Origin of the sequence: Kordia aestuariivivens (genome assembly GCF_014397005.1) — a bacterium.
GTDB classification, from domain to species: domain Bacteria; phylum Bacteroidota; class Bacteroidia; order Flavobacteriales; family Flavobacteriaceae; genus Kordia; species Kordia aestuariivivens.
In genome coordinates, this window is the sequence record NZ_JACGWS010000005.1 from 317,964 (window position 1) to 343,875 (window position 25,912).

Below are 25,912 nucleotides of genomic sequence, written 5' to 3' on the forward strand. Positions count from 1 at the left end.
CTTTCAAACTAATCAAATCAACTTCTCCACAACAGCCTTCAACGTTTTTGAAGTTTTCCAAACAGTCAGTTTCTCTGTCGTTTCATCACTAATTGCAGCTTCTGGGAATGTGCGTTTGAGTTCTAAAAAGAGTTCTAATAGTTTTTTTACGCCTCGTATTGGCGTATCATTCATCGTGCTAATCATTGCATTTATAAGTTCAAACAAACGCTTATTGTGTAGTGTAGATATGGCAAACATGCTTTCTGTGATCAGATCTGTGAATCGTTTCATTGGTGCATAATCCCCAAATTGAAGTTTCCCTAGCGTTTTACCTAAAAGCACATTATTCATCGTTGCTGTTGAATTTGCTTTTATCCAGATTTCTGCCGCAATGTCTCTTGCTACTTTATCACTACACAAAAATCCTGTTGCCAGAAACAAATACGTCGTTTCAAAATAATCCTCACGATTCCATATTTCATACAATCCTTTTAAAATATTGATCATATTCTTTCTGGTGCCTTCATCAAAAAATGTGGATTCCTGCAGGTTGTTATGAATCACTTGACTTAAAAAAACACATGGATTGTTTGGTGTTAAAAGCAAAAACTTCAAATCATCATTTGGCTGGATTAAGGTTGTAAATTGCTGCTTTCTAATGCGGATAAATTTGTAGATGCTATTTTGATGTACAACTTTGCGTTTGTTGCCTTTGAAAAAATCTTTTATACTCGTAAGTAAAGATGCATATTCAAATTTTTTGGGGAGAAATTCATTAAAATATAATTTCTTTTCAGTTACTTTTTCATTTGTATATTTTCCAGCTTGATAATCATATAATTTAAAGGTACGTTCTCGCGACATACATGCCCAAGTATAGAAAGCCATTTCTTTTTGTAATGAATAACCTAAATCTTCCTCAAAATAGTTGATATCTTCCGCATTTTTTTTACTCAAAATGCTTTGCATCCACAATGCTGGTCGCATAATCTTGCTTTCTTTTAAACTTGTCAAGTTAAAATGGTAGCGCAGTACTTCTTGGAGTTCTTTGGATTGAATTTGAGCAATTTTTTCAGTAATTTCTTTGGTGCATTCAGTAATCGGCAAACGACCAATCGCGATTTGATAATCGTTGAAATCAAACTTCTTATTTGTATTTTGATATTGGAGAATTCGATCCAAAAATACTGCTGGAGCAATCCAACATGGCGTATGTGTTGGCGTTGATAACAACGGAAATGCTTGTCCTTTTTGGATAAATTCTTTCGATCTTATGAATAAAAAACGATACAAATTATAAATATACCCCGGAATGGAGCGCTTCTCTAATTCAACTGAGTAATCTTTATTATCACGTTCATAATGCCTGATATCTTTCGTTTTTTCTACCGTATATCTCCAGAAGTCTCGCAACTCCGCAGGATATTTTCGCACCAACATTTTACCAAAATCATTGATGTAATCTGCTGCTGCAACCTCAATATTTCCAACTTGTGTAATCCATTCTGTAATAAATACAAGATCAAAAGAGCGTTTTAAAATTGGAGCTAATCTTGATGCGTTTTCTGAATTGATCAAAAGGTTCAATTTTGGTAAATTCGCCAATAACAAATCAATGTGATAGACTTCATTATTATCTATTGCCTGACTCACAAAGAAAATAAGATCATCTATCGTTTCATATACTGGTAATTTATTTTCTTCTGAAAGTATTGTTATTTCTTCAATTGCGTCAATTTCTTCTTCATTGGTTTCTTCAGTTTCGGCGCTTATATATTCGCTCAGAATTTCTTTGGCAGCATACAACAAACCATCAGTGTACATTTCTATTTCGTCTCGCAATTCTTCATTTGTCGAATCGCCATATTTTTCAATAATCTTTGCAGCTCTAACTTGAATCTTTTCATCCGTGTGTAACAATGCCTCTGACGCAGTTTTACAAACAATACTTTGAGATGAAGCATGTGTTTTTGCAATTTTATCCAACATCATTAAACTAGAACTTACCACCGATTTCACTTCTGAACTCAATAATATAGAAGCATTTTCAACAAAAGTTGCATGCTTAAATTTTTTATCCGTCGCAACGATTTTAAAGTATTTTAAAACTGTGTTTACGACTTTCGAATGTGGCGCATTTAAAGCTGCATAAAATTCATCTTGCAAGCGCAATACTTCTTCTTTTGTTGGGTTTAATTTTATAAGTAAATCAAAAAACCAACCACTTAAGTTTTGATTAAATCCTTTTGTAGCCGTGTAAATTGTGGCAATTAGCGTTTTTTCACGATCTAGTTTTTGTTTCTCTACGAGATTGATTATCGTATATATCCAAGCATCGTCTACTCCTTTATGATTGTCAAATTTGTTATAATAATTAAAGTTATTAATCCCAGATTCGGCTTCAAATAAATACCAAATATGTGTTTCTAAGGTCTCTTTATACTCCTCTAAAACTTCTGGTGTGTAAAAACTTTTATGCTCTTTATTTTCCCAACTACTTTTCACAATAATACTTGGTAATCTGGCTACAATCAGCTCGCTAGATGGTTCTAAATAACCATTAGAATATAATAGCATTAGCTTTTCATAAGTCAAACCCCAAGAATTAGTTTCATTGAGTAAATCACTATACCATTTAGGTATAAACCATGGAAGTATATTTGCAATTACATCATCATTAGAAAGAAAGTTATTGTTTGTAAAAATTCTTCTTGCTTCTGTCTTATTAAAACAGACAAAACGCGCCATATCAACAATTGCTCGTTGTTTATCCGTATGTGTTGACTCTGAAGAATACGACATTCCCCATTTCGTTTTCTCCGTTACATCTCTGCGTTCAAATACAATATCTGCTAACTTTTTTAGCTCAGGAACAAATTCTCTTTTCTCTTTTGAAGTCAATTTCTTCAAAAAAGGAACGACATCTTTTTCGTGCTTTACAATATCTTTCAGTTCTTCTATAAACATATACTTAAGATTTTGTTTTTTTCTTTACCGCCAAGATATGCTTGCAGGCACCGCGTTCACCTTGATTTTTACTAAACCAAGTACAGGTACATTTTTGCGTATCGCCTTTTAAAACTACATAATGTTGTACGCCGCTACCAGCTACCTTTGCTTCTATTTCGTTATCTTTTTTTGAAGTGATAACTACTTTATTTTCTTCCAGAAGTTTCTCTGCGCCTTTTAATCTTGGGTTTAAGGATAGAATTCGATCTAGCTTGAAAGGCAATCTTCGGTAGAAGAATCCGTTTTTGTCCAAATCATAGCCTAACAATCCCATCGCGGATAATTTAGTGGCCAATTTGTCTATTTTAGAAATATCAATGCCTTCTTCAAACGAAAGTAATGTTGGATTAAATTCTTGGTTTGTATATGAATAATTGTCAAATGCTTGTACTAATGAATCTGGCAAATCTTCTATTAATGCTTCCAAAGCTGCACCTTCTCCAGAAAATCCACGCCAGAAATCTCTCGAAAGAGAAAACACGAAATTCAATTCGTTGAAACATAATGTAAAGGTGATCGATTGCATATCTTTTTGTGGATATACTTTTAATTCTTTGATCAATGGAATTAATGGCTGCAATAATTTTAATCGATGAATTCCGCCAATACAGACTGCGTTTGCTGCTTTTAGCGGACTAAACAGGTATTTACTTCCTCTTTTGATTAGATAATAATCGATTTTTACTTTTCCAGAAGGAATCGTTTTAAAAAGTTGCAATGCTTGAATTCTATTCAGTGTCAACGCATAATCTGATTCTGAGAAATAGTGTTGAACTGTCGTTAATCCTTTAATCCATTTTGTGGGCAATGGTACTTTTCGTTCTATAAAACTCTCGCCTTCTTTATGAAAACCAACTTCTTTTTGTCCGACAGATAAGATTAATTCGTCATTTTTTTTAATCTTTCCCAATTCAGAAATCAACGGCGTATTAAAATCTACGTTGGTTGTTCCGTTTTCGATGAATTCGCCATCTTGTCCATTTTCCAATACATCTACTCTAGCGTACACGCCTGCGCAATGTGAAAAACCTTCAAATCGTATTTGATTATTTCCGGCTGTTACAATAGGATCTTTTAGCAATGCCAATTGAAATGGTGATAAGTTAAAACTTGATTGTACAATGTTTGAAAGTGTAATTAAACATCTTGACAATTCATACGGATTATTGAGTTTTCCCCAGAAAAAACAAGGAGAATTTCCTTTGTGAACTTCATTAAACTTTGATAATAGTAAATTTTCTTGTCCAGCTTTCTTTTGTAAACTTGAAAGCGCATTGTATTGATAGTTCAATGTATTTGTTGCCATATATTCCGCTTCTAAAACGAGTTTTTAGTTTATTTTCATTGATGTTGAATCAATTCATTTGGAGGAAATATAGAGAGAAAAAATGATGTGTTTTTCTTTCTTCTTCTAAGATAGAAAAATTTTAAGAAATGTAGTCCGTCACTATTTAAAATCTACTGCAAAGACAGGTTACTCTGTTATAAGAATAAATAAACTAAAAAAACATTTGTGAATTCGTGGCAAAAGATATTATTTTCATAGTACTTCTCGATACACCTTTTCTTCATTTCATTCTAAAAAATCACTCGTAGAGACGTTTTGAAATAGTTTGTTAGTTAGTTTCTAATCCAACAAGTCTAAAAATCTAAGTCAGTCTAACAAAGTCTAATCAAGTCCAGAAAATCATCGCCCACGATAAAACAACACAGTACTCAAGGTTTTGACAATAATGTTTAAATCTAAGAAAAACCCTCTATGTTTTATATAATACAAGTCGTATTGAAGCTTACGCAAACTGTCTTCCATAGAAGCGCCGTACTCGGTTTTTACTTGCGCCCAGCCTGTTACACCTGGTTTTACTACATGTCGAATTTCATAAAAGGTGAGACTTTCCGAAAGTTTTTTTACAAATGAAGGACGTTCTGGTCGTGGACCAATCATGCTCATTTCGCCTTTTAAAACATTGATAAACTGTGGAACTTCATCCAATCGCGACTTCCGCAAGAAACTACCAAATTTCGTAATCCGTGCATCATTTTTTGCTGCCCAAACTGCACCATCTTTTTCTGCATCAATCACCATACTACGCAATTTGTAAATCTTAAAAGGCACACCATTTTTCCCAACACGTTTTTGTGTATATAATAATGGACCACGATTTCCTATCAAGTTTCCAATGAGTATAAACGGAAGAAATAATAAGCTTACCAATAATCCAAATATCGAAGAAACAATATCAAACAACCGATGCGCAAACAAATATAGCTTGTTTTGATTGCTTCGGCTAAACGGAAAATACTTGTAAAAATCTTTTCCAATATATTGTACAGGCACGCGAAATGTCAATTCTTCATACACTTGTATGTATTCTTTAATCGGCAAACCAGTTTCTAACAAAGCAATCAAACCATCAAACAATGGCTTGCTCAATTCTTCCCGTTCATTACTTCCGATTATAATTTCTGAAACTGCTTTTTCCTGGACAACTTCTTTCAGATTCAAATCTGTAATTTCTTCTATATCAGTTAATTCGTTACTTTTAATTGTTAAGTTTAAACTTGAATCTATATAACCAACAATCTTATAGTATTTTGTGTTTTTTTGAATTGCATCGGACATAATTTTAATTTCTTCCGTACTTCCGATCAATAAGATATTTTTGAAAAATCTTGGTGAAGAAATAAAGAAAATATACGCACAACGCCACAAAAAGATCGCGACAGAAATTGCTAAGAAAAAATATATAATTTGCAATCGATTTTCAGGCAGTTCAGGTGTAAAGAAAGGTGTCAATAAATAACACAATACGGTAATAGAAACCGTAAGCACAATGCCTTGAAACGTAGTGTCATAGCGACTTGATTTCTGCAAACTATACAATTCAAAAATTGTAGAGAAAAGCACATAATACAACACCAAAACTACCATCCATAACCAGCGCTCTTTCCTGATCATAAAATAATCAAAATCAAATATATTGGATACGATGTATAAACCAAAAAATAGCGCAGCTACATCAACAACCCTAAGTAGCAGTTTTCGTTCCGAGATTTCGAAATGTATGTTAGATTTTGAGGCCATAATGTAGTACTAAATATAAGAGATAAAACTTTTAGTTTTGCCGTCGCCAGCTTTTTTCTTCACATTTTGATTGATATTGTAGGTAATATCATCGGAAAAATAATTGAAAATCTCTTGTTTTAGCAGTTGTTCGTGTTTGTCAGTTAGGTTTTCTTCGAGGTTAAATATAAGGATTCCTTTTTCTTTTTGGATAATTTGATACGTAAGTTTTAGGTGATGTTTTTTTCCTAAATTTTTAAAAATATAATAAAAATAAAGACTTGGGTAAATTTCTTTCTTTCCATAGACGTTTGTTCCTATTCTTCCGGTGACTTCATTAAGAATGTAATGCGACTTACCACAAGTGCACTTGCTATCTTTAGCTGCCAATTCAATATAATCGCCCAATTGATAGCGAATAATTGGAAACGTTTTCATTTGCAAATTCGTCACCACAATTTGATTATCAATTTCTTCTACAAAAACACCTTCCATGTTAATATGCATGTTTCCTTCTTGGCATTCAAAAGCAATAATACCAGTTTCTGCAGCGCCATATTCGCTAATAATTGGCACACCAAACGCTTCTTCAATTTCGGCTTTATAACTGTCGTAAATTTTCTCCGAAGTTCCTTTCACCATTTTAATATGTTTCGGTTTTGGCAACTTTTTATCATTAATGAGCTTTGCAGCTTGATAAATCATGGAAGAATACCCGTGAATGTAACGTGCACGCTGCAATTTATGCACAAAACGTTTGAATGCTTTTTCTTTGTAATCAAACACGCGGAAACGATTTTGTAATGCATCTAAAACACTTATTTTGAATCGTTTAAATCGTGAAAAGTCAAATCCCCAAAAATAACCATTGCGTTCCCAAGGCTGCACATCATGCCATGAATAACCTCTAAAAATAGACGCTCTGTTGAAAGAATCAGCACTTTCTTCACGTTCATACACTAGTGGATCGCCCGAAGAACCTGAAGTTGTCGCGGTAAATACTTTTTTAAAGGTATGTTTCGTGTGAATTTTTTCGTTGAACTGAATCACATCTTGTTTTGACAATAACGGCAATTGTTGAATGTCTTCTAAAGATTTAAATGACTTACTATCAATACTTTTAAATTTATCTTTATAATATGTTGAATTTGCTTTCGCGAAAGAAATCAGTTCCTTTAATTGTGCTAATTGATAGGTTTCTAATTGTTCTATAGACCAAGCTTCTGACTGTTTCAAAAACGCAAACCACTTCCGAATAGAAGGATTCCGTAAACGTTCGCCAATATTGAAAATGAGTTTATGAAGCATGGTTTTTTAAAAACGAATCTGTTATAAAATGTGCCATAACAATCAATTATGATCGACTGATATGATTATAGACAAATTCCATCTGACAAAATTAATCTAATATAGATAAACAGATGAAAATAATCATTTTTTATTTGTTATTTTGCAATTGAACCCGATCATTCATGAATCATAAAATCAAGTCTTTAATTTTTAAATCGTTAGATATCTTGCCCAACAAGATTGGCTACGGTATTTATCACCAATTACAGAAGTTTCTAAACAGAAACAGTGTAAACTATAAAATTAAGACGAATGATCGCTCATTTCAGGAAGCTTTAAAAATTTTGGCAGAAGCCAATATTGAATTAAAAGACAAAACAGTTTTCGAATTAGGTTCAGGTTGGGCTCCGATTATTCCTTACTTTTTCACGTATTTTGCAGAAGCTTCCAATGTGGTTACGTATGATATTAACGAACATTACGATGCAAAAACCATTGCGAAACTAAACGCGTATTTTAAAGATAAGTTTCAAATTGATGTTACTACGGAAAAAGGTAGGTATAAATTGCCAAGCACTATTAAATACTACCCGAACAAGGATTTAGCAAACCCAGATTCACTTTCAAATGATGCGGTTGATTTGATTTTTTCTCGATTTGTCTTAGAACACATTCCACCAGCAGAATTGTTGCGGATTCATGAAAATTTTGTGCAAAAATTGCCAAAGCCGTTTTATATTTTGCACATGATTTCGCCAAGTGATCACAGAGCTTACAACGATACATCGCTTTCGTATTATGACTTTTTAAAGTATAGTCCTGAGGAATGGAAAGAGCAACATACAAAGTTTGATTATCACAATCGATTGCGCTTGCCTGATTATTTAGAAATCTTTGATGAAGCTGGTTTTGAAGTCGTTTCGTTAGATTATGACACCTGCGATACAGCTTCTGAGAAGTATAAAAAATTCAAGGAATTAACGCTCCACAAAGACTTCGAAAACTACACCGAAGAAGAGTTGTTAGCAGGAAGTATAAATGTGTTATTGAAGGTAAAGTGATCAATTCGTTAATTTGAAGATGTAATAATTTGAAAATTACATTTCAAAATTGTTCTCGAATGCGCTCGAACTGACGATTGGAATTTCGAATTTTACTAAATGTCACATCGAGCGCAGTCGAGATGGCTTTGAAACATCATTTTCAAATTATCAAATTAAAAAAGAAGTCTAAGAATCTGACAATAACGCTTTCCACTGCAATTTCACAACTTCCCAATCGAATTGCGTTGCTTTATTTTTTGCGTTTTGAGTGATCTTTTGAACTAATTCAGGAGATTTTACAAGGTTTTCAATCGCGTTGACCATTTCATCTACACTATTTTGTTTGACTAATAAACCATCTTTTTGATCTTCGATTAGATATGGAATTCCACCAACATTCGTGGAAACAATCGGCATTCCGAGCGCCATTGCCTCAATGAGACTGATCGGCGTATTGTCAAAATTTGTAGTATTTATAAAGATATCGTACTCCGCAGAAAGTGAAACCCAATCGTGTTTTGAGAGTTTCCCCGTGAATGTGACTTCAACATTGAGTTCTGAAGCCAACTGTTTTGTTTTTTGAAAAGAAGCATCTTTTTCGGGTCCAACCATACACAAAGAAGCTTCAATTCCTTTAGCTTTCAAACTGTGCACTACCCGAACAGCGAGTTGTGGATTGTATATTTCGGCAAACGATCGCACCCATAAAAGTTTTGCTTTTACGTTTTCACGATTCTTGAAAGGATACTGATCTAATTCTAAATTATTTGGAATATGCACTAAGTTTGTGTAACCGTAGTTTGAAAATGTAGTTTTCAAGAATAATGACGGACACACATTCACTTTTGCATTCTTGAAGATTGTGTCACTTTTAGATTTGCTATTTTTTAAACGTTCTTCTAAGTTTCCACCATGTAAAATCGGAATATACTTGATTTTCAATAATATACACAACTTACTCACCAAATATGCATAGTAAAAATTGGATGTACTATATGTATCAATTAAAACAGTAGTTACCTTTTTTCGGTATTTAAAAACCGTCCAAAGCATGTCAAACATGCGCAGGATTTTATTTTTTTTATTGGAAGTCAATCGCACTTCAAAACCATCTTCTTGGAGTAATTTCCCTAAGGTTTCAATGGTTGTTGCCGTTTTTCCGTGACCAGAAACGATATTTCCAACATAAACTATCATGCTTTTTTGTGCGCTACAAAGACATCAAATAATGGTAAGATTGGTAATATTTTTGCCAAACTTTTTACTTTGTACGTTTTGCTTACAATTTTACGAATTGATTGTATTTCAGAATCGTGATAATCTCCTGTGAAATCTTGTCCGGCAAGCTTTCTTCCTATTTTATACAAAAAGTTTTCCGTAGGTCCTGAAATAATTACTTCACCATCATCTTTTAGTAAACTTCTGAACTTTTCCATGTATTTTATGAGCTGTTCATCGTTCATGTGCTCTAAAACATCAAGCGCAATAACTACATCAAACGAGTTTTCTTCTAAATCTTTATCAAACAAATCGCCTTCCATAAAAGTAATAGAATCAGGATATTTGATCGCTTGTTTGAGTAAATGCACAGGTCGCAAGTCTAAATCCAAGCCAACAACTTCGTGTGAATTTGAAGCCAATTCATACGACATTACTCCTGTTCCACAACCAAAATCTAATACTTTTAGCGTACCATTTTTTTTCTTTTTCACATAATCAGCAACTACTTTTAGACGCTTCCAAAAGATATGATCAATTAGTGGGTTTTTATGCGCGTACGCAGGCAAAGCCGCTTCTGATAAAACTTCGTCAGTTCCTTGTGCTTTTAGGCGTTTTATAATTTCTGTTTTGAAAACTTTCTTTGTTGCTTTCATGTTTCTTGTAGGTTAAAAGTTGTTTTTTAGGCTAAACGTAATTTTCTCTGTTCCATATCCATAACCATCAAAAATGGCTTTATACGTTCCGTTTGGCAATTTATGAATATCTATGTGATGCATTCCATTTTTTGCCCAAGTTTCTCCTTGATTTTTTAGAATTGGGTTATTTTTTAATACCGTTTCTTTGTAATATGTCTTTGAGATTGAATCGATTGAAAAACCATAAACCGCACGTCCGTAACCTCCAAAATGATCTTGTGCAAAGCGAATTGTCTTTCCTTCATCTTGCAACACACGACCTGCAGAACGTGTATAGTTTCCTGAACGTACAGGCGACATTGGATGTTCTTTAAAATCGCCAAATAAACTATCAGAAATGTACAATCGTAAATCTTGATTTTCTGTGGCGAAAAGATACGAAACTCCATCTCTTTCAAGATAAGTTGCATCAACTAGGCGCTTATCTTCAATCAATACTTTTTCAACTTCCCAATCGAAAGGAAAGTTCGTGCTTTTGTACAATCGCACTTGTCCATGACGTTTTGTTTCAGGAATCATATACGTTGTTCCTCCTTTTTCAAAGATAAACGGATATGATAAGTGAACCGTTTCATCAAGGGAAATTCCTAGATACTTCCAGTGTCCATTTTCTTCTACGGCAACACCAATATCGGCATGTTTTCCGCTCATAATTTCAAAAAAAGCATACCATTTTCCATCTTTTTGATGTAAAAAAGGATCTGCCATGAGCAATGATGACGGAATGTTATTTGTGTCTCTATTAAATACTTTTGCATCTTTTATATTCCATTGCAATGGATTTGTGGAAGTTCCGTTAGCAATTGAATAATACGCGCCAGTTATTTTTCGTCCGAAGAATGGCACTGGTTTTTTCATAAAGTAACAATAGCCAATGTAGCCCGAAAATAGTATTCCGAGAATGAAAATAAGTCCTATGATTTTTTTTAGAAGCTTCACACTATTTTGTCACTTTATACACTCGCCATATTCCTTTTTGAAACAGCAATTCAAATTCTGGCAAATCTATATAAATTAATACATAATCTACACCATAATCACGTAAATATTGGTTTGATTCTAAGCGTGGTAATGTGTTGAATGTTTGATAGTCATGATACCATTGCACAAATCGTTTTGGATTTCCTTCAATCAACATATTAGCGCCTTTACTGTCTAAAACAACCGAACGTTCTCCACCTGATCTACCAATATCGGGCGCAAAAAATACAGCATCTTTGGGCGTGTTTTCACGAATGTAAATTAATACTTCATTCAAATCTTCACTTTCTTGCCCGTTTTCAATGCTTCCAACACTTAAAGAGTTTGGCAATACGCGTCTGATAATATCGTTTGACACGAATGGAAATTTGTCAAATTCACTATGTTTTCCAAAAATTAAGATCAATAGAAATCCTCCAAAAATATACGGAAAGACTTTTTTAAAGTTTTCATTTCTGTATAAAATATCCAAGATGAATGCAATTGCAAAATAGATCGCCAAAATTAATAGTTTCTGCATCCGAACTAATTGAAACGACATTCTAATATTCAAATCAAACATAGAATTTACTGCAAGTTCAATAAACGTTGCCAAGTTTGGAAGTATGAATAGTAAAGCAGCCAAACCAATTAAATAGTTACTTCGCAATCGGTCTTTGTGTGTTCCTTTTAAATACGCGAGTACAACAAACGCAAAAACGATTGAAAAGTAAGCGCCATATTTGAATGTAAACCATTCTTTCCAAAAAGTAGTTGGCTCTGTAATAAAGCTTGGATATTTTAATGCCAATGCTTCTTTGTATAAGGTTAAATCGTAATCTGTTTTTACGGAAATATTTGTGACATAGCTTAGAAAAAACGGCACCATTCCTATAAAAATAAATACTAAAGAAAGTATGTTTTGCTTACGAAATAATGCTTTCCAACGTTTTTCTTCTAGATACGAATACCAAAAAATGAATCCGATGAAGAGCAATATTCCACTTAAACCTGTGATTGGGTGAAAGTTAAAAAGCAATCCTGCCAAAAATGCTGCTAGATATAATTTTGTGTTGTTTTTAAAATTTAAGAGTAAAAATGGCAATGGTAAAACTGCATAGTATACAACACGTGGCAACATGGACCATAAATCGGAAATTCCCCAATATTCAAAACCTGGAATCCAAACAATTCCGCGCATGAGCAAAGACACAAAAAGTGCAACCCAAAAGTTTTTCGTGATTCTAAATAGTAAGAAATACCAAAGCAATCCAAATAGAATGTGACAAATAAACGTCAATAAATTCAACGCTTGCACATAGTTTCCATCGGTGAATTTTGCTAAGAAACGCAGCGTTTCAATATAGAAAGGTGTGTAATATTTTACATTGTTAATGTCATTCAAAAAAGTATCTTGTTGAAACAACGTTGGATCATCAATTTTGAGACAGATTGGAATGATGTTATGTAAATCTGAACTTAAGTGTGTTTCGTTTACGGATAAATTCCCCAAATAATATCCGAAAGCAATACATATATTGAGTAAAATTACGATGCTATGTTTGCGATTCATGACACAGATTTTGGAGCTTTTAAGATGTCAAACTGAATGGCTTGCAAAAGTAATTGAAACCCAAGAATTAGCGAAACCGTAATTAACATGATAGTTCCGGTTGGTGTAAATTCGCCTATGGAAGCGTAATGAATCCAGTTATAAACTCCGTATATCAACCCAAAGAGAAACATCGGGAAACCGAATAATAAGTATATAGAGGCAATATTGAAATCGTAAATGAAGTAACTTTTCACAATACGTTTAAAGAATGTTTTTGTCAATTTTGGAATGAAGATGAATGGTATTTTCCAGACTTGCATGCTCGATTTTTCATCGCCATAATTGGCTGGCATTGGTACATCTTTGATTCTCGCTTCATGAAAATACAATTCTGAAATTAGTGAAGATTCGAAATAATAATCACGATGAATGTTATTGAAATCTAGTTTTTTTAGTAAATCTACTTTAATCGCAAAGAAGCCATTTGTTGGATCGAAATTATTCCAATATCCCGAAGCAGCTTTTATCAAAAAGGAAAGTCCTAAGTTGCCTATTTTTCGCGTCAACGGCATTTGCCGCAATGCTTTAAAGTCTTTGAAACGATTTCCTTTTGCGTATTCTGCGGTATTTTCAATCAATGGACGTAATAAGTCAGGAATGAATGCACTATCCATTTGATCATCCGAATCTACTTTTATAACATAGTCAAGCTCTAATTCGATGGCTTTTTTAAAACCACTTTTAGTTGCGCCACCAACACCAGAATTCTTCTTGTTTTTTACAACCACAATTCTGTCTGTTAATTTTGTTTCTGCAACTAAATTTTCGGGTAAGGGTTCTTTTCCACAATCATCTACAATGATAATGGTATCAATATATTCGGGCAGTTTTTCCACTACTTTTTCTATATGCTTTGCTGCATTATAGTATGGAATAACAACACCTATTTTATGTTCGGAAAAGTTTGTCATGACTTTGTGTAATATCGAGGGCTTAGTAATATTGCTGTTGCAAATAAAAACAAGCCCAATATAGCAAAAACAGGGCGGTAAACATATAATTGTTCTCCAAATAATAATGTCACCATGGTCGCAATCACTAAACCTTTGAGCGTGATTTCTAAATATTTGAAACGCTTGAATCCTAAACCTAAGTAACTTAACAACCAACGAACATAGAAATACAAACCTACCAAACCAACTTCATTAATCAATGTTAAGTAAATATTATGTGCCGAATTTCCAACCAATATAAAGTTGTTAAATCCAGAGCCAAATGGAACAACATATATGTGATTAAACAAATAATCAACATACATTAAAGACAAGTTTTTTCGTCCTGCGCCTAAATCTTCGTACAATTGGTTTACATCACCACTCGCAATCAACGTTGGATCTGAAATTTTATTGACAACTCTTCCTTCAAACACATCGGTAACAATTGAAAATATTTCTGGATCGTAATTGGTAATCCCTATAATTGCTATTCCGATAACAATTGACATATAAATAAATTTCCCCGTAGAACGCACAAAGAAATAGATCAAAAAAATCAAAACGCCTACATAACTCGTCCGAGAACCGCTTAAACCTAAGCCAATTAACGTAAAAACAATTCCTGCAATCAATATTATTTTGTTGATTTTTAATTCTTTCTGAATAAAAACTCCAATAAATGTAATAATGGAAATCATCATGACCATTCCTAATACAATCTTATTTGGTCCTAAAATCCCTGATAAAAAGCCTCCGTATGATTTTCTGTCCACATCACTCCATAAATAAGCAACGACTCCAAAGTGCTGTAACAACACGACTAACGAAGCTATAATTGCCATAATAATATGTAAATATATAAATTGTCGTAATATTTTCATATCCCGCAAAAGAATCAGGAAAAACACAAACGAAAAGTAAAATATCAAGAAATGATACATGAATAATATGGTTCGTAAAATCCACAAAAATTTCCCAATCAAATAACTAGTGAAAAACGTGAAAATCATCGTAAACATAGCCCATTGAATAAAAATCCACAAGTAATGTGTATACTTTTCACGCTTTATAAACCAAAGCAAAATGACTCTATTTTGATAAAAATGATACATAACCAACATCCCCACAAAATCATACAATCGCATTTCATTATTTCCGGTAACACTGTATTGCATTACTGCCACATTGTAGAAATAAGAAACCAAAATGGCAAATAGCGTCAACTTAAGAAACGTAGATTTTCCTAGTGCCGCCAAGCGTTTTTCCATGATTTCTTTTTGCTTACTCATTACAATTCGCTGTAAAATGTAATTAACTGTTGCACAATTGCTTCTTGTGCAAAATGTTGCTGAATATGTTCATTCATTTTTTTTGCCTTTGCGGCACGATCGTTCTCATTTTCAATCAAATACTGTAACTTTTTTGTAAAAGCTTCTGTATTTTTAGAAGCTACTAAAAACCCTTTCGTTTCGTCAGAAACAACGCGTTTGCATTCGCCGACATCGGTTGCCAACACGGCTAACTCATGCAGTCCATATTCTAGCAATGCAATTGGCAAACCTTCAGATTGTGAAGATAGCACACCAATAGCACATTGCGCCAAAATATGTGAAACATCTTCCCTACTTCCATATACAAACACGTTTTCGCTCAATCCATGATCGTGAATATATAATTTAATTTTTCTCGAATACTCATCTTCAAAATCTTTTCCTACCAAATGTACTGTCCAATCTTTTTGTGCATTTTGAATACTTTTAAAAGCTCTCAACAATAAAAAATGATCTTTTTGCGGACGTAAATTTGCCAAACACACAATGCGTTTTCCATCAATTCCATGCAATTTTGTGCTTGCTTTTACTGTTTCGTTCTTTACAGGAAAATTTGATAAATACGTTACTTTATCAATTGCCAAGTTTCCTTCTGCCCATTCTTTCAACTGTTGATTTACAGAAATAATTCCATTCATCGCATATGAAGCTATTTTTAGTGCAAACGACTTTCTTTCAGACAAAAACTCGCTATTTCCGTAATGATCGTGCCAAACCATTTTAAACTTCGGATAGATCATTTTCGTCAAAAACACTATAAAAAACGAAGTTGCATGTGCATGTACAATATCAATTTCATTTTCTTTAATAAAAGCTTTCAATCGCTTGATAGCAGCGAAATCAAACGTGCTTTTCCGATTCAAAAACAAATACCCAACTTCTTCTGAAACCTGATTCTTCAGCAACCCTTCTTTTCGTGTTGCACACAAAAACGAAGCTTCCACTTCCGTTACCAACGCATTCGCATACGTAACGGCTAACTTTTCAGCGCCGCCGGTATCTAAAGTGTCTATGACTTGAAGGGTTTTCATTTATGAGTTTATGAGTTTATGAGTTTATGAGTTTATGAGTTTATGAGTTTATGAGTAAAATAATTTATAATTTGTTCTAAACCGTCATTTCGAGTGAATTTGTAAAACAAATTTGTATCGAGAAATAAGTAGCCTGAGGCACTCAAAGGCTACAATTTTCCATTTTTCAAAAGATCATGAATCCTAGCAAAGAATGCTGTTAAGGTTAAATATTCTTCCCATAATTTTCTATTTTCTTTCTGAATGTGTTCAAATTGTTCCTGTGTCAAATTTTGATGAAACTCCAATAATCGTTGTTCCATTTCGTGTTCCTTTCCTTGCGGAATGCGAATACAATGTTGCGTCCAATCAATGATTCCTTCCAGTGGTAACAAGCAATCGGTATCAATCAAAACAGGAATTCGTCCCATCGCTAATGTTTGATAAAATCGAACTGAAAAATTTCCCGCACCACGCAAATTAAAAATATAATCGGAATCATTGAGGTTTTCGTAAAATTCATACGTCGTTTTATCAACAGAACGATTTTTTCGCACGCCAGCTCTATACCGTTGTCTGTAAATAATATTCGTTTCAATCTTTGTATTTTTCTCTAATCGTTTCAAATATTTATAACGCATAAATGGCGCAGCAAACCATTGTTGCGGTTCTAATAACGATTTTCCTAAATGATATTTTAGGTTTCGATAGACAATCAAGCCAATATCTTTCGCAGCTTTCAACAAATTTGGCGTTGCTTGCCCAACAAATCCGATCACAGGTTTCTCACCTTTTATCCGAACCTGATGGTTTTCTTTCTCAATATAATGCACCAATGGATCTTTAAAAAACGCCGGAAACGCAATCTGATTCGCCAACTTTTTACTTTTATAACCACTATTTCTAAAAACGTATACATCTTTATTCGTAGGCATTACACCTTCATCACCAGAAACATACGTTAATACTTTTAAATTAATTGTATAGCATTGATTTATAAATCGTTCTGCTTCTGACTGCAAGTTATTATTTAAGTAATAATTCCATGAAAATGGTAAAAAAGCTACTTCAGCTTCTTGAATATTTTCAACGATTTGATAATAGTTTTTTACTTCTGGAAACTCGTTTCGTTCATCAAATAACAAGGCATAAATCAACGGAAACTTCTCTCCTTTTGAATGTGCTTTTATAAAATTGGTATCTGTGTAAACGTTGAGCATTTATAACAATGATTTTAGTTCTTGTTCAAAAGTATCAAGCGTATATGTGCGACTCCATGCAATTGCATTCTGTACACTTTCTTGATACTTTTCGGAATCATTCAATACATTTTCAATTTCGGTTACTGCATTTTCCAAAGTTGGATCAATCAAAATACCACGATTTCCTTCATCCAACATATACGGAACACAGGAAATCTTAGTCACAATTGGTAAACTTCCCCAAAACATAGCTTCTGCAACAACTTTTGGCCAACCTTCCGATTTTGAAGGCAGCATCATAAAATGTGATGTTTTATGTACTTTTTGAATCTGTTCACCAGCTACATTTCCATGTAATATAATGTATTCTTGTAATTTATTTTTTTCTATATAACGTTCCAATTCGTTTCGCATCACGCCATCGCCATAAATGTCTAATCGTACATTGTAACTACGTTTCTTAAGATCTTCTATGATCTGAACCGCTAATAACGGACGTTTTCCTGTTGATAATGAACCGACAAAACTAAACTTGATAATTCCATCTAATGTAAGAACATTAACTGCTTCTTTGTCTGTATCTCTATACGTTGCCGTAAAAAATGACTTGATATTTTTTGTTTGATGCTGCCAATCACCATAGACTAAAACGTTCATATTTTTTGTCAAAAACGTATTTGATAAAATTCGTTTTTGCAATCGGTAACTAAAAGGTTGCTTGCTGTTTGGGTCCCAATTTCCTGCGTATTTCGCCGTTTTTGTTTTTGACGGAAAGAAAATTTGTGCCACACAACCAATCAAACCAATGTTTCCAGGACATCGCAAGTGAATATGATCTGCTTTTCGCATAGCGGCAATAATTCTAAAAAAGATAATCGGCAACACCAAAAGCGCTTTCAAGCTCGACTTGACACTTAATAAATTAAACGCTGGAATCGGTCTAAAATCAATCTGATCGTGTTCGTAGGCAATATCTATCGGACGAATTTCTTTGTTTGGCAACAATGGCGCAACAATCGTGACTTTATCAACGTATTTTAACCACAAGTTCATTTCCTTCACATACGGAGCGTATGCAAAGAATTTCGCCTCCTTTTTGGCGTGTAAAACGTGTGTGACGATTAAAAAATTCATGTTAGGCAATGCTATTTCCTGCAAAGGTTATGACTTCTCCGTCTTTATAAAAAACGGTTTTGTACGGATATTTTTTTGCTTTGAAAAAAGCTTCTACTTTTTTATAAGTTTGTTCCTCGTTTACCCAATGATAACTTGCGATTGCGAAGTTTGGCTTAAATTTTTCTAGCACTTCAACCAAACCATCCATCGCTTCAATTTCGGCACCTTCAATGTCCATTTTGATGAAATCTAAACGATCTAATTGTTCACGTTTTTGGAAAAAATCAATCGTGATGGCATCTTTTAAAATAGCGGTAGCATTTTCAGGTTTGTAGTGAATAGATGAAGAAACACTTCCAGCCTCAAAAAATTCTAATTTTGTGTTTTCATTCCAGATTAATTCTTCTTGAATTTGAATATTTTTAACACTTGAATTTAATGCAATATTCGCTTCCATTTCCACAATATTAATCGCGTCTGGTTCAAAAGCAAATACTTTTCCGCTTGCGCCAACTTTTTTACCATAATAAATAGATAAATACGCATGATTCGCGCCAGCATCAATCACAATATCGTCTTTTTTAACGGTGTAAAACGTCTCGTATCTATTGATATCTTTGACAACATAATACATTGGAAGTTTTGTTACAACTTCTAATTCACCTGAAAATATAGTCGAATACCCTTTGCTAGTTCGCTTAAATTTTTCCTTGCGAATTGCATTAAAATACACTTGTTTAAGCGATTCTTTCAAGCCTTTTGACGGCAGCATTTTATATATAGTTTTGAGCAAACTCATGACTTTATTTGGGGTTTTTGAAACCATAATGTGAACCAAGCCGCTATTCTACCAACGGATTCAGTAAAGGCTTCCATCCTATTTTGATGGGTAAATATATTTGTAAATCTGAGAAACGCCAAGAACAAAGTGGTTACATTCCATTTTATTCTTGCTTTTACTGTCGGATTCGGATACTTTACACGCCAAACATACCAACCATTTTTGACAACCATTTTGCCATATTTATACTGATTTGGTCGACCAGCAACATCATGATGATGTTCTAATTGTGCCGCCGTATTGAGATACAATTGACCCAATTTTGATACGCGCAATGTAAAATCGGTATCTTCATACAAACCATATCCGTCAAAATAAGTGGAAAAATTTAGTTGCTTAAAAATTTCTTTTTTAAACGACGAAACGCCGCCCATAAAAACTTCTACATGATATATATTTCCTGAAGGCGGAAAGAACCCTACAGCTCTTCCATGTGCAAAAGTTGGCATAATGCACGGTTTCGTATCATCGAGTAATCCTAGCTTTTTTCGTATTCGGAAACGCAAAGGTTCACTTCTAAACCAACCATCATAATAAAATGATGTAGACGTAGGTTTTTCTGTTTCTGTAATTTGCGTCCACTTGACTTCATTTGTGATGTAACCGCCAACACCTAAAGCTTTTGGATACACTTTATACGTTCCGATTAGGTTTTCAAAGTATGTTTTTGATAAAATCGTATCATCATCCAAGAAACAAACGATTTCACTAGTTTCGGTAACCTTTCGGATACCAAAATTGCGTTGTTTTGTCAAGCCACGTTCTGAATCGTCTACCTTAAAATAGATTAGATTTTTGTATGGATTTTCATCCAGCATTGCTTTCGTTTCATCATTTGTTGAGCCATCAATGATTAAAATCTCATCAGGATACAAAGTTTGCTCCGTAACCGATTGCAAAAGTGTTTGCAATGGTTTCGGGCGCATGTATGTACATATAATGAGAGTGAATTTCATAATAGTTTATGCTCTGATGAATATGGTGTTGAATTTATCTGTTCGAAATGAATTTTCTAAGGTAACTTCTTTTTTATCAACATGATACGAAAGTGGTTTGAATCCGTACGAAGTCACAAAATCAAAGACTTTTTCATCTGAAATTCCGAATCTAGAACCCGAATTATTGAATTCTAACAGAATATATTTTAGTGATTCTTTTTTCAAGGTTTCTGTTGCGCCTTTTAAAACATAATATTCAAAACCTTCAACGTCAATTTTTAAAAATGTTGGCTGTTCATTTTGCAATACTTCATCTAGTTTTTGGACAGGAACCGAAATTGTAGGCACATTTTCATTTTCAAGCGCTACTCTATTCATCACATCATAGCCTTTTGTAAACTTCAATTCGCCTTTATCTTCTCCTAAACCAATATTTAAGCACTCAACTTTGTCTTGTAAGTTATTAAGATTGATGTTTTTTTGAAGCTTTTCATAGGTATTCGGAATTGGCTCAATCGCAATTGTTCGCGCTTTGGAAACTCCAGAAGCTAATAACGTAAAATGTCCAACATTTGCCCCAATATCAACAAATAGATCATTTTCATGCAAATGATGCATCAAAAACATAGAATCCTCATAATCAGCTAGTTTTATGTAAATATTTGAAACAATTCCTGCATCACCTTTTTTAGCATAAAATTTTAAACCGTGAATCCAATTGTAAATTCTGGTTTTCGGTTTGATCGTTTGAATCGCATTAAATTTTATATATCGAAACAACGCATCATATCCATTTCCATTAATTAATGGGTGACTTTGGAACTTTTTTCGTCGTTTTTTAAGCTTTTTGAGTACTTTTTTAATCATTTTTTGCAATTAGTGATTCGTACACTTCTATATTTTGTTGCGCAATTTTCATAATATCAAATCGTTCAACGGCTTCTTTTCGGGCATTTTTTGCCATATTGGAAGCAAATTCTTCATCGATCAATAATAGGTTAATTTTTTCTGCAAACTTTTTATGCGATTTTGGGTTTACCAAAAAACCAGTTTCTCCATCTACTACGATTTCTTTTGCCCAAGGATAATCGGTAGTTACGAATGGTTTTTCCATTGCCATCGCTTCAATTGTAACCATTCCGAACGATTCTGCCAACGAAGGAAATACACAAACACTCGCTTCATTGATCAATTCCTTCATTTTGTCGTAATTGACTTTTCCAACGTAATTGGTTTTCTGTAAAGCTATTTCACTTAATTGCTCTTGCATGATTTCCCATGTAGAACGCTGTTCTTTAGCATCAATCGCATCATTTCCAACGATTAACAGACTGCAATTACTATTTTTCTGAATCAATTCATTGAAAATATGTGCCAATTCTAAAATTCCCTTTTTACGAATTAAAGTTCCAAAATATAAAATAACACCCACTTTTCGCTTTGTAATATCTGGCTGAAAATCATTCATATAAATTCCGTTTGGAATGACTTTAACTTGCTTACTTTCAGCAAATAACGAATTCGTTTTCTCTGCTACAAACTGACTTACTGCAATGATTTTATCTGCTTTTTGAAAAGCATTTTTCTCACGATTGTAATTTGCTTTTTTAATTTCTCTGCCTTCTAAATGACAGAAAAACGTATCTGTTCCGTGCAAACGCATTACTTGTGGAATGTTGAAAGTCATATTTGCCGAAATGCCTGTCCAATCAACTACTTCCAACACATCAATTTGATCTTTTTTAATGATTTTGTTGATATAATTTTCAATAATTCCTTCGTTGATTTTCCATGTCAACACAGGATATTTCCGCAATTTTATTTTATGAATCGTGATTTTTCCATCTTGAAATACTTCTTGATGATCTTGAAAATACGTAAATACCGTAATTTTAATTCCTGCATCAACCAACGCTTTGAGTAAATTTTTCGTACTCGTTCCTATTCCCGCAGCTTTCGGGAGTTTTTCGTGTGGATATTCGGGAAGTAAAAAACCGATATGCATTAGCTCAATAGGTTTTGAAACGCTGTATACATGCGCTGTTGTACGTTTTCTAATGGATGTGCAGCAATGCTTTCTGCCCATTTTTTGCGTTCCTCGCGATTTTGTACTTCTAAGGTATCAAAATCTTGTAACATATTGATTATTTGATTTTTAGATTGTAAAATATGAACAGCTTTCGGATGTTTATCAAACGTTTTGAAATGTACAAATTGATACAAACGATCAATATTGAAATCCTTGTGCCCGTTTGGTTGCTTGTAATGACAGTAATACGCTGGTTTTCCGAGTAAAATTGCGTCAAGCGCCATCGTAGAACCAATATTGAAAATCGCGCTACTATATTGTAATGTACTGTATAAAACGCCTAAATTTGAATTGACTTTATAGGTTTCTGGCAACGGAAATTCTTCATGATTCCAAGTTGGAATGACTTCCGTAATGACATCTTTATAGTGTGCCAAAATTGGGATGAATCCTTGATTGTAATCCGCAGGATTCGCCCGTAAAATCACATGATATTGCTCAGTATTCGTTTGATTATGCGCTTTTACAGCTTCCGCTAGATCTTTTAAATACAACGGATCATCCATTCCGATAGACGTAAAATTTCCTGAGAAACAAAGCAATTTCTTGTCTTTTGGCAACTTGTATGCGTTATAAAATAAATCTTTTTCAATTAAATATTCAGATTGTGTATAACATGCAAATTGCGGCGTTCCCGTAACTGTAATCTTATTTTCGTTGACTTCATCCGTGTAATATTGCTGCATTTCGGCATTCATATAATCACTCCAAACAAAGTAATGATCGGCTTTTAGCATTTTGTTTCCTTTCGGAAGATTGTCCCAAGAGTGAATAAAACTTACTACTGGAATTCCTAAGTCACGTGCCGCCAATACAGGCGCGAGCGATAAACTTGACACTTGATGCGAACAATAAATGATGTCTGGTTTTTCAGCTTTTAAATACGCTAAACATTCTTTGTAATAGTTAGAAATTCTAGTTTGCTTGAAGAATTTGTCTTCTAATTTTTGAATTCCACTTTTTGAAGCGTAAAAACGTGATAAAAAACTAATTATATCAAATTTTAGTTTCTTCTTCAAATTACTTTTCCCAGGTGAAACTCTATATAATAAATGATCTTTTCGCGCTTGAACTTTGTCGTTGTAACGTAAGGTTGTTTTTGCTTTTAGATAGCGTAAAAAGTCGGTTTTCCCTTGATAATCAAAGCTTGGAAGTTGTTGTGTTTGAATAGAATTCGGTAATTTTTCCAATGCAGACGATTTCACATTGTGCCAAACCAACATGTCAAATTCTTGTGGAACTTCAAAGAAATCACTTGCGTAATGATTTTCAAAACTTTGATATCCAACAAATATGGAAATTATCTTTTTTCGCATGGGGCAACAGCGTTTTTGATACTGTCGACAAATATAGCCATTGAAACGATTCTAAAAAGAAAATAGACACCTCTATTCGGACTTTTTTGCTGCTTTTTTACAAGTTGTAATACTTTTTCCATGTCAAAGACAGTTTTTAAGGCGTGAATGTGTTTTTCCAAGAGCTTATACAACACGTTTCCTGTATCGTCAGAAATACGTTCATTCCAACCTTGCACAGAGATTTCGGACTTGATCGGGTTTTTAAAGAATTGCAATAAATCTTGGTTACTATCATAAATGATTTGCTCATGAATTTTATCATTTTCGTAGCGTTCATGAGGCAAATTGTGCGTTTGCTTGATGAAATCTTCATGTAAAAACGGTGTAATTTTATCTCTAAAAACGGATAAAAGCTTGTGTCTGTTTCCAAAATTGCCTGGCAAACGTCCGTTTCTGTAAAAATTGACTAAGATTTCAGCATTGGAGTTTCCTGTGTAGTTTTCGGCAACAGCCGATGAAATATTTTCAGGATATTGATTTAAAAAACCTAGATAATCATTTGTAAATGAATCTAATAAAAATTCTTTTGGCGTTAAATAGTTATGCATCGCTTTCGCTAGATTGGTATCTTCTGGGAAAAACATACGCACGCACTCGCCTGCTTCACCCATGACATAACTGTAGTTTTCTGGAATTCCTTCATCAACAAATTTTAACATGTCTACGTACGAAACTGTTGCCAATCCGCCAGAAATCATCGCTATTTGCCTTGCATAGTGCTCAAATTCGTCTTCATCACACAAGGTTGTATATTTATATTCTAAATCGAGATTGACCGCGATTTCCTTTCCTTGAATGACGTCTGCGGAATAGATATTCCCGAAGTTTCCTGCTTTTATATATTCGCTTCCTTCTTTTACTTGACTTAACAATGCCAAACTATCTTTTCCTGCAGTGGCACCAATGAATAGCTTTTCAGTAGCATTCATACCATTTTTTAACGAAAATGATGGTTTATTGTTTGAAAAGTTGATTGCTAAAGCTGTTGTTTCGTGTTTTAATGCTGAATCAAATGTATGGAGTTTCCCGCCTTCAATTTGTGTAATATTTTTGTATGGTAATGGAAATGGTTTCACTTGATACCCAAACGCAAAGTGTGCTTGCAAACCAATTACATCTAATTCTAAAGGAACTTCAAGTTGATTGAAATTTTGAAAGTTTAAGAAGAAATTAAGTTGATTATTTTTAATTAAACTAAAACTTCCATTTACACCATATAAATCATTTACAATTAATAGTTTATGATTTTCTTTATTGCGAATAAAAATTTCAAAAATACCACCAACATAATTGTATATACTTTCTAGCGTTTCTTCAAAATGATAGTGTAATTTTTCTAAGAAATCTCTAATTTTTTCTTCATGATGATCTGACGAATACCAAATGATTTCGTAGTGATCATCTTCAATCCAATACAATGTACTTCCCTGTTTTTCCGCTTTGAACAATTCCACATGAAATGCTTTTTTGTCAAAGGAAATATGAAAGTTTGTTATGGTATGTTTTTCAAATTTCAAAGTGTAATGTTTTTAGCTAATTCCTCCGCTTTTTGCCAATCTTCTTGCGTATCAATATTTACATAGTATGCTGAATCAGAAACTATATAAGATAGTGAATTTCCGTATAAAGAATTTTCATTTTGAATGATATTCGTTTTTGTGATGTAAATACTTCCATCTCTATGATATGCTTTTGGCAATTCTTGTCGTCTGGGAATGATGTTTTTTTCGCCAGTTGCTATCTCTAAGATACCATTTTTATTTGGTTCAAACGTCCAATGCGGATTGTATTGATGTGGAACTTCTAATACAGAAATTAACGCGTCTGTTTGTTTTTCTATGAATGTTTCGAGCGCTTTGTCTAAAAAACCTTTGGGTCGAAATGGACTTGTTGGTTGTAATAAACAGATCGCATCAAACAGTTTTCCTTCCGCTTCAAAGTGTGAAATTGCGTGCTGAATGACTGGTAATGTTGGCGTTGTGTCTTCCGCCAAGTGTTTTGGTCTTACAAAGGGAACATTCGCACCAAGCGACTTAGCAATAGAAATAATTTCTTCATCGTCCGTCGTGACCACAACTTCCGTAATGTGTTTTGATTGCAACGCTGCGTCAATACTGTACTGAATTAACGGTTTTCCAAGAAGTAATTTTTTATTCTTCCCTGGAACACCTTTGCTTCCGCCTCTTGCCGGTATGATTGCTAAGATTTTCATT

Annotated in this window: 21 protein-coding genes; 1 reads left to right on the top strand and 20 read right to left on the bottom strand. The window is 33.7% G+C overall.

Features of this window, described 5'->3' with window-relative positions:
* Positions 1-12: 12 nt before the first annotated feature.
* The 4 genes from H2O64_RS10560 to H2O64_RS10575 all read right to left on the bottom strand — a co-directional run bounded on the left by H2O64_RS10560 (position 13) and on the right by H2O64_RS10575 (position 7,363).
* Positions 13-2,949: a DUF6493 family protein gene (locus tag H2O64_RS10560; RefSeq protein WP_187562160.1), complete on the bottom strand. Its 2,937-nt coding sequence runs from the start codon at positions 2,947-2,949 to the stop codon at positions 13-15.
* Positions 2,950-2,953: 4 nt separating this feature from the next.
* Entirely contained in the window at positions 2,954-4,297 is a 1,344-nt protein-coding gene (locus tag H2O64_RS10565; protein WP_187562161.1) for an SWIM zinc finger family protein, read from the bottom strand.
* 381 nt (positions 4,298-4,678) lie between these two features.
* Entirely contained in the window at positions 4,679-6,076 is a 1,398-nt protein-coding gene (locus H2O64_RS10570) for a sugar transferase (protein ID WP_187562162.1), read from the bottom strand.
* 9 nt (positions 6,077-6,085) lie between these two features.
* On the bottom strand, positions 6,086-7,363 hold the full coding sequence (locus tag H2O64_RS10575; RefSeq protein ID WP_187562163.1) for a phenylacetate--CoA ligase family protein: 1,278 nt from the start codon (positions 7,361-7,363) through the stop codon (positions 6,086-6,088).
* 164 nt (positions 7,364-7,527) lie between these two features.
* On the opposite strand from H2O64_RS10575, the gene H2O64_RS10580 reads away from it, so the two are divergent.
* Positions 7,528-8,406, top strand: coding sequence for a class I SAM-dependent methyltransferase (locus H2O64_RS10580; protein ID WP_187562164.1), 879 nt, complete (start codon positions 7,528-7,530; stop codon positions 8,404-8,406).
* A 168-nt stretch (positions 8,407-8,574) separates the two neighbouring features.
* On the opposite strand, the gene H2O64_RS10585 is transcribed toward H2O64_RS10580, so the two are convergent.
* The 16 genes from H2O64_RS10585 to H2O64_RS10660 form a co-directional block, all read right to left on the bottom strand.
* Positions 8,575-9,585, bottom strand: a complete 1,011-nt coding sequence (locus H2O64_RS10585; protein ID WP_187562165.1) for a glycosyltransferase family 4 protein — start codon at positions 9,583-9,585, stop codon at positions 8,575-8,577.
* Positions 9,582-10,262, bottom strand: a complete 681-nt coding sequence (locus tag H2O64_RS10590; protein WP_187562166.1) for a class I SAM-dependent methyltransferase — start codon at positions 10,260-10,262, stop codon at positions 9,582-9,584. Before H2O64_RS10590 ends, H2O64_RS10585 begins: the two co-directional genes overlap by 4 nt.
* Positions 10,263-10,274: 12 nt before the next feature.
* Positions 10,275-11,243: a glucosamine inositolphosphorylceramide transferase family protein gene (locus tag H2O64_RS10595; protein ID WP_187562167.1), complete on the bottom strand. Its 969-nt coding sequence runs from the start codon at positions 11,241-11,243 to the stop codon at positions 10,275-10,277.
* 1 nt (position 11,244) lies between these two features.
* Positions 11,245-12,837, bottom strand: coding sequence for a hypothetical protein (locus H2O64_RS10600; RefSeq protein WP_187562168.1), 1,593 nt, complete (start codon positions 12,835-12,837; stop codon positions 11,245-11,247).
* Positions 12,834-13,790 (bottom strand): glycosyltransferase family 2 protein, encoded by a 957-nt coding sequence (locus H2O64_RS10605; protein WP_187562169.1) that lies wholly within the window; start codon positions 13,788-13,790, stop codon positions 12,834-12,836. The genes H2O64_RS10600 and H2O64_RS10605 overlap by 4 nt, the downstream gene beginning before the upstream one ends.
* Positions 13,787-15,103 carry a hypothetical protein gene (locus H2O64_RS10610; RefSeq protein ID WP_187562170.1) on the bottom strand — a complete coding sequence of 439 codons (1,317 nt, stop codon included), beginning with the start codon at positions 15,101-15,103 and terminating at the stop codon, positions 13,787-13,789. The genes H2O64_RS10605 and H2O64_RS10610 overlap by 4 nt, the downstream gene beginning before the upstream one ends.
* Positions 15,103-16,176, bottom strand: coding sequence for a glycosyltransferase family 4 protein (locus tag H2O64_RS10615; protein WP_187562171.1), 1,074 nt, complete (start codon positions 16,174-16,176; stop codon positions 15,103-15,105). The genes H2O64_RS10610 and H2O64_RS10615 overlap by 1 nt, the downstream gene beginning before the upstream one ends.
* Before the next feature lie 149 nt (positions 16,177-16,325).
* Positions 16,326-17,375: an exostosin domain-containing protein gene (locus tag H2O64_RS10620; RefSeq protein ID WP_187562172.1), complete on the bottom strand. Its 1,050-nt coding sequence runs from the start codon at positions 17,373-17,375 to the stop codon at positions 16,326-16,328.
* Positions 17,376-18,491, bottom strand: coding sequence for a glycosyltransferase family 4 protein (locus H2O64_RS10625; RefSeq protein ID WP_187562173.1), 1,116 nt, complete (start codon positions 18,489-18,491; stop codon positions 17,376-17,378).
* Between the two features lies 1 nt (position 18,492).
* Entirely contained in the window at positions 18,493-19,272 is a 780-nt protein-coding gene (locus tag H2O64_RS10630) for an FkbM family methyltransferase (protein WP_235982835.1), read from the bottom strand.
* Positions 19,269-20,270, bottom strand: coding sequence for a glycosyltransferase family 2 protein (locus H2O64_RS10635; RefSeq protein ID WP_187562174.1), 1,002 nt, complete (start codon positions 20,268-20,270; stop codon positions 19,269-19,271). Before H2O64_RS10635 ends, H2O64_RS10630 begins: the two co-directional genes overlap by 4 nt.
* A 6-nt stretch (positions 20,271-20,276) precedes the next feature.
* Positions 20,277-21,119, bottom strand: a complete 843-nt coding sequence (locus H2O64_RS10640; RefSeq protein ID WP_187562175.1) for an FkbM family methyltransferase — start codon at positions 21,117-21,119, stop codon at positions 20,277-20,279.
* Complete coding sequence (locus tag H2O64_RS10645; protein WP_187562176.1) at positions 21,112-22,257, bottom strand: glycosyltransferase family 4 protein; 1,146 nt, start codon at positions 22,255-22,257, stop codon at positions 21,112-21,114. Before H2O64_RS10645 ends, H2O64_RS10640 begins: the two co-directional genes overlap by 8 nt.
* Entirely contained in the window at positions 22,257-23,657 is a 1,401-nt protein-coding gene (locus H2O64_RS10650) for a glycosyltransferase (protein WP_187562177.1), read from the bottom strand. Before H2O64_RS10650 ends, H2O64_RS10645 begins: the two co-directional genes overlap by 1 nt.
* On the bottom strand, positions 23,642-25,216 hold the full coding sequence (locus H2O64_RS10655) for a hypothetical protein (RefSeq protein ID WP_187562178.1): 1,575 nt from the start codon (positions 25,214-25,216) through the stop codon (positions 23,642-23,644). Before H2O64_RS10655 ends, H2O64_RS10650 begins: the two co-directional genes overlap by 16 nt.
* Positions 25,213-25,911, bottom strand: a complete 699-nt coding sequence (locus tag H2O64_RS10660) for an acylneuraminate cytidylyltransferase family protein (protein ID WP_187562179.1) — start codon at positions 25,909-25,911, stop codon at positions 25,213-25,215. The genes H2O64_RS10655 and H2O64_RS10660 overlap by 4 nt, the downstream gene beginning before the upstream one ends.
* Position 25,912 lies beyond the last annotated feature (1 nt).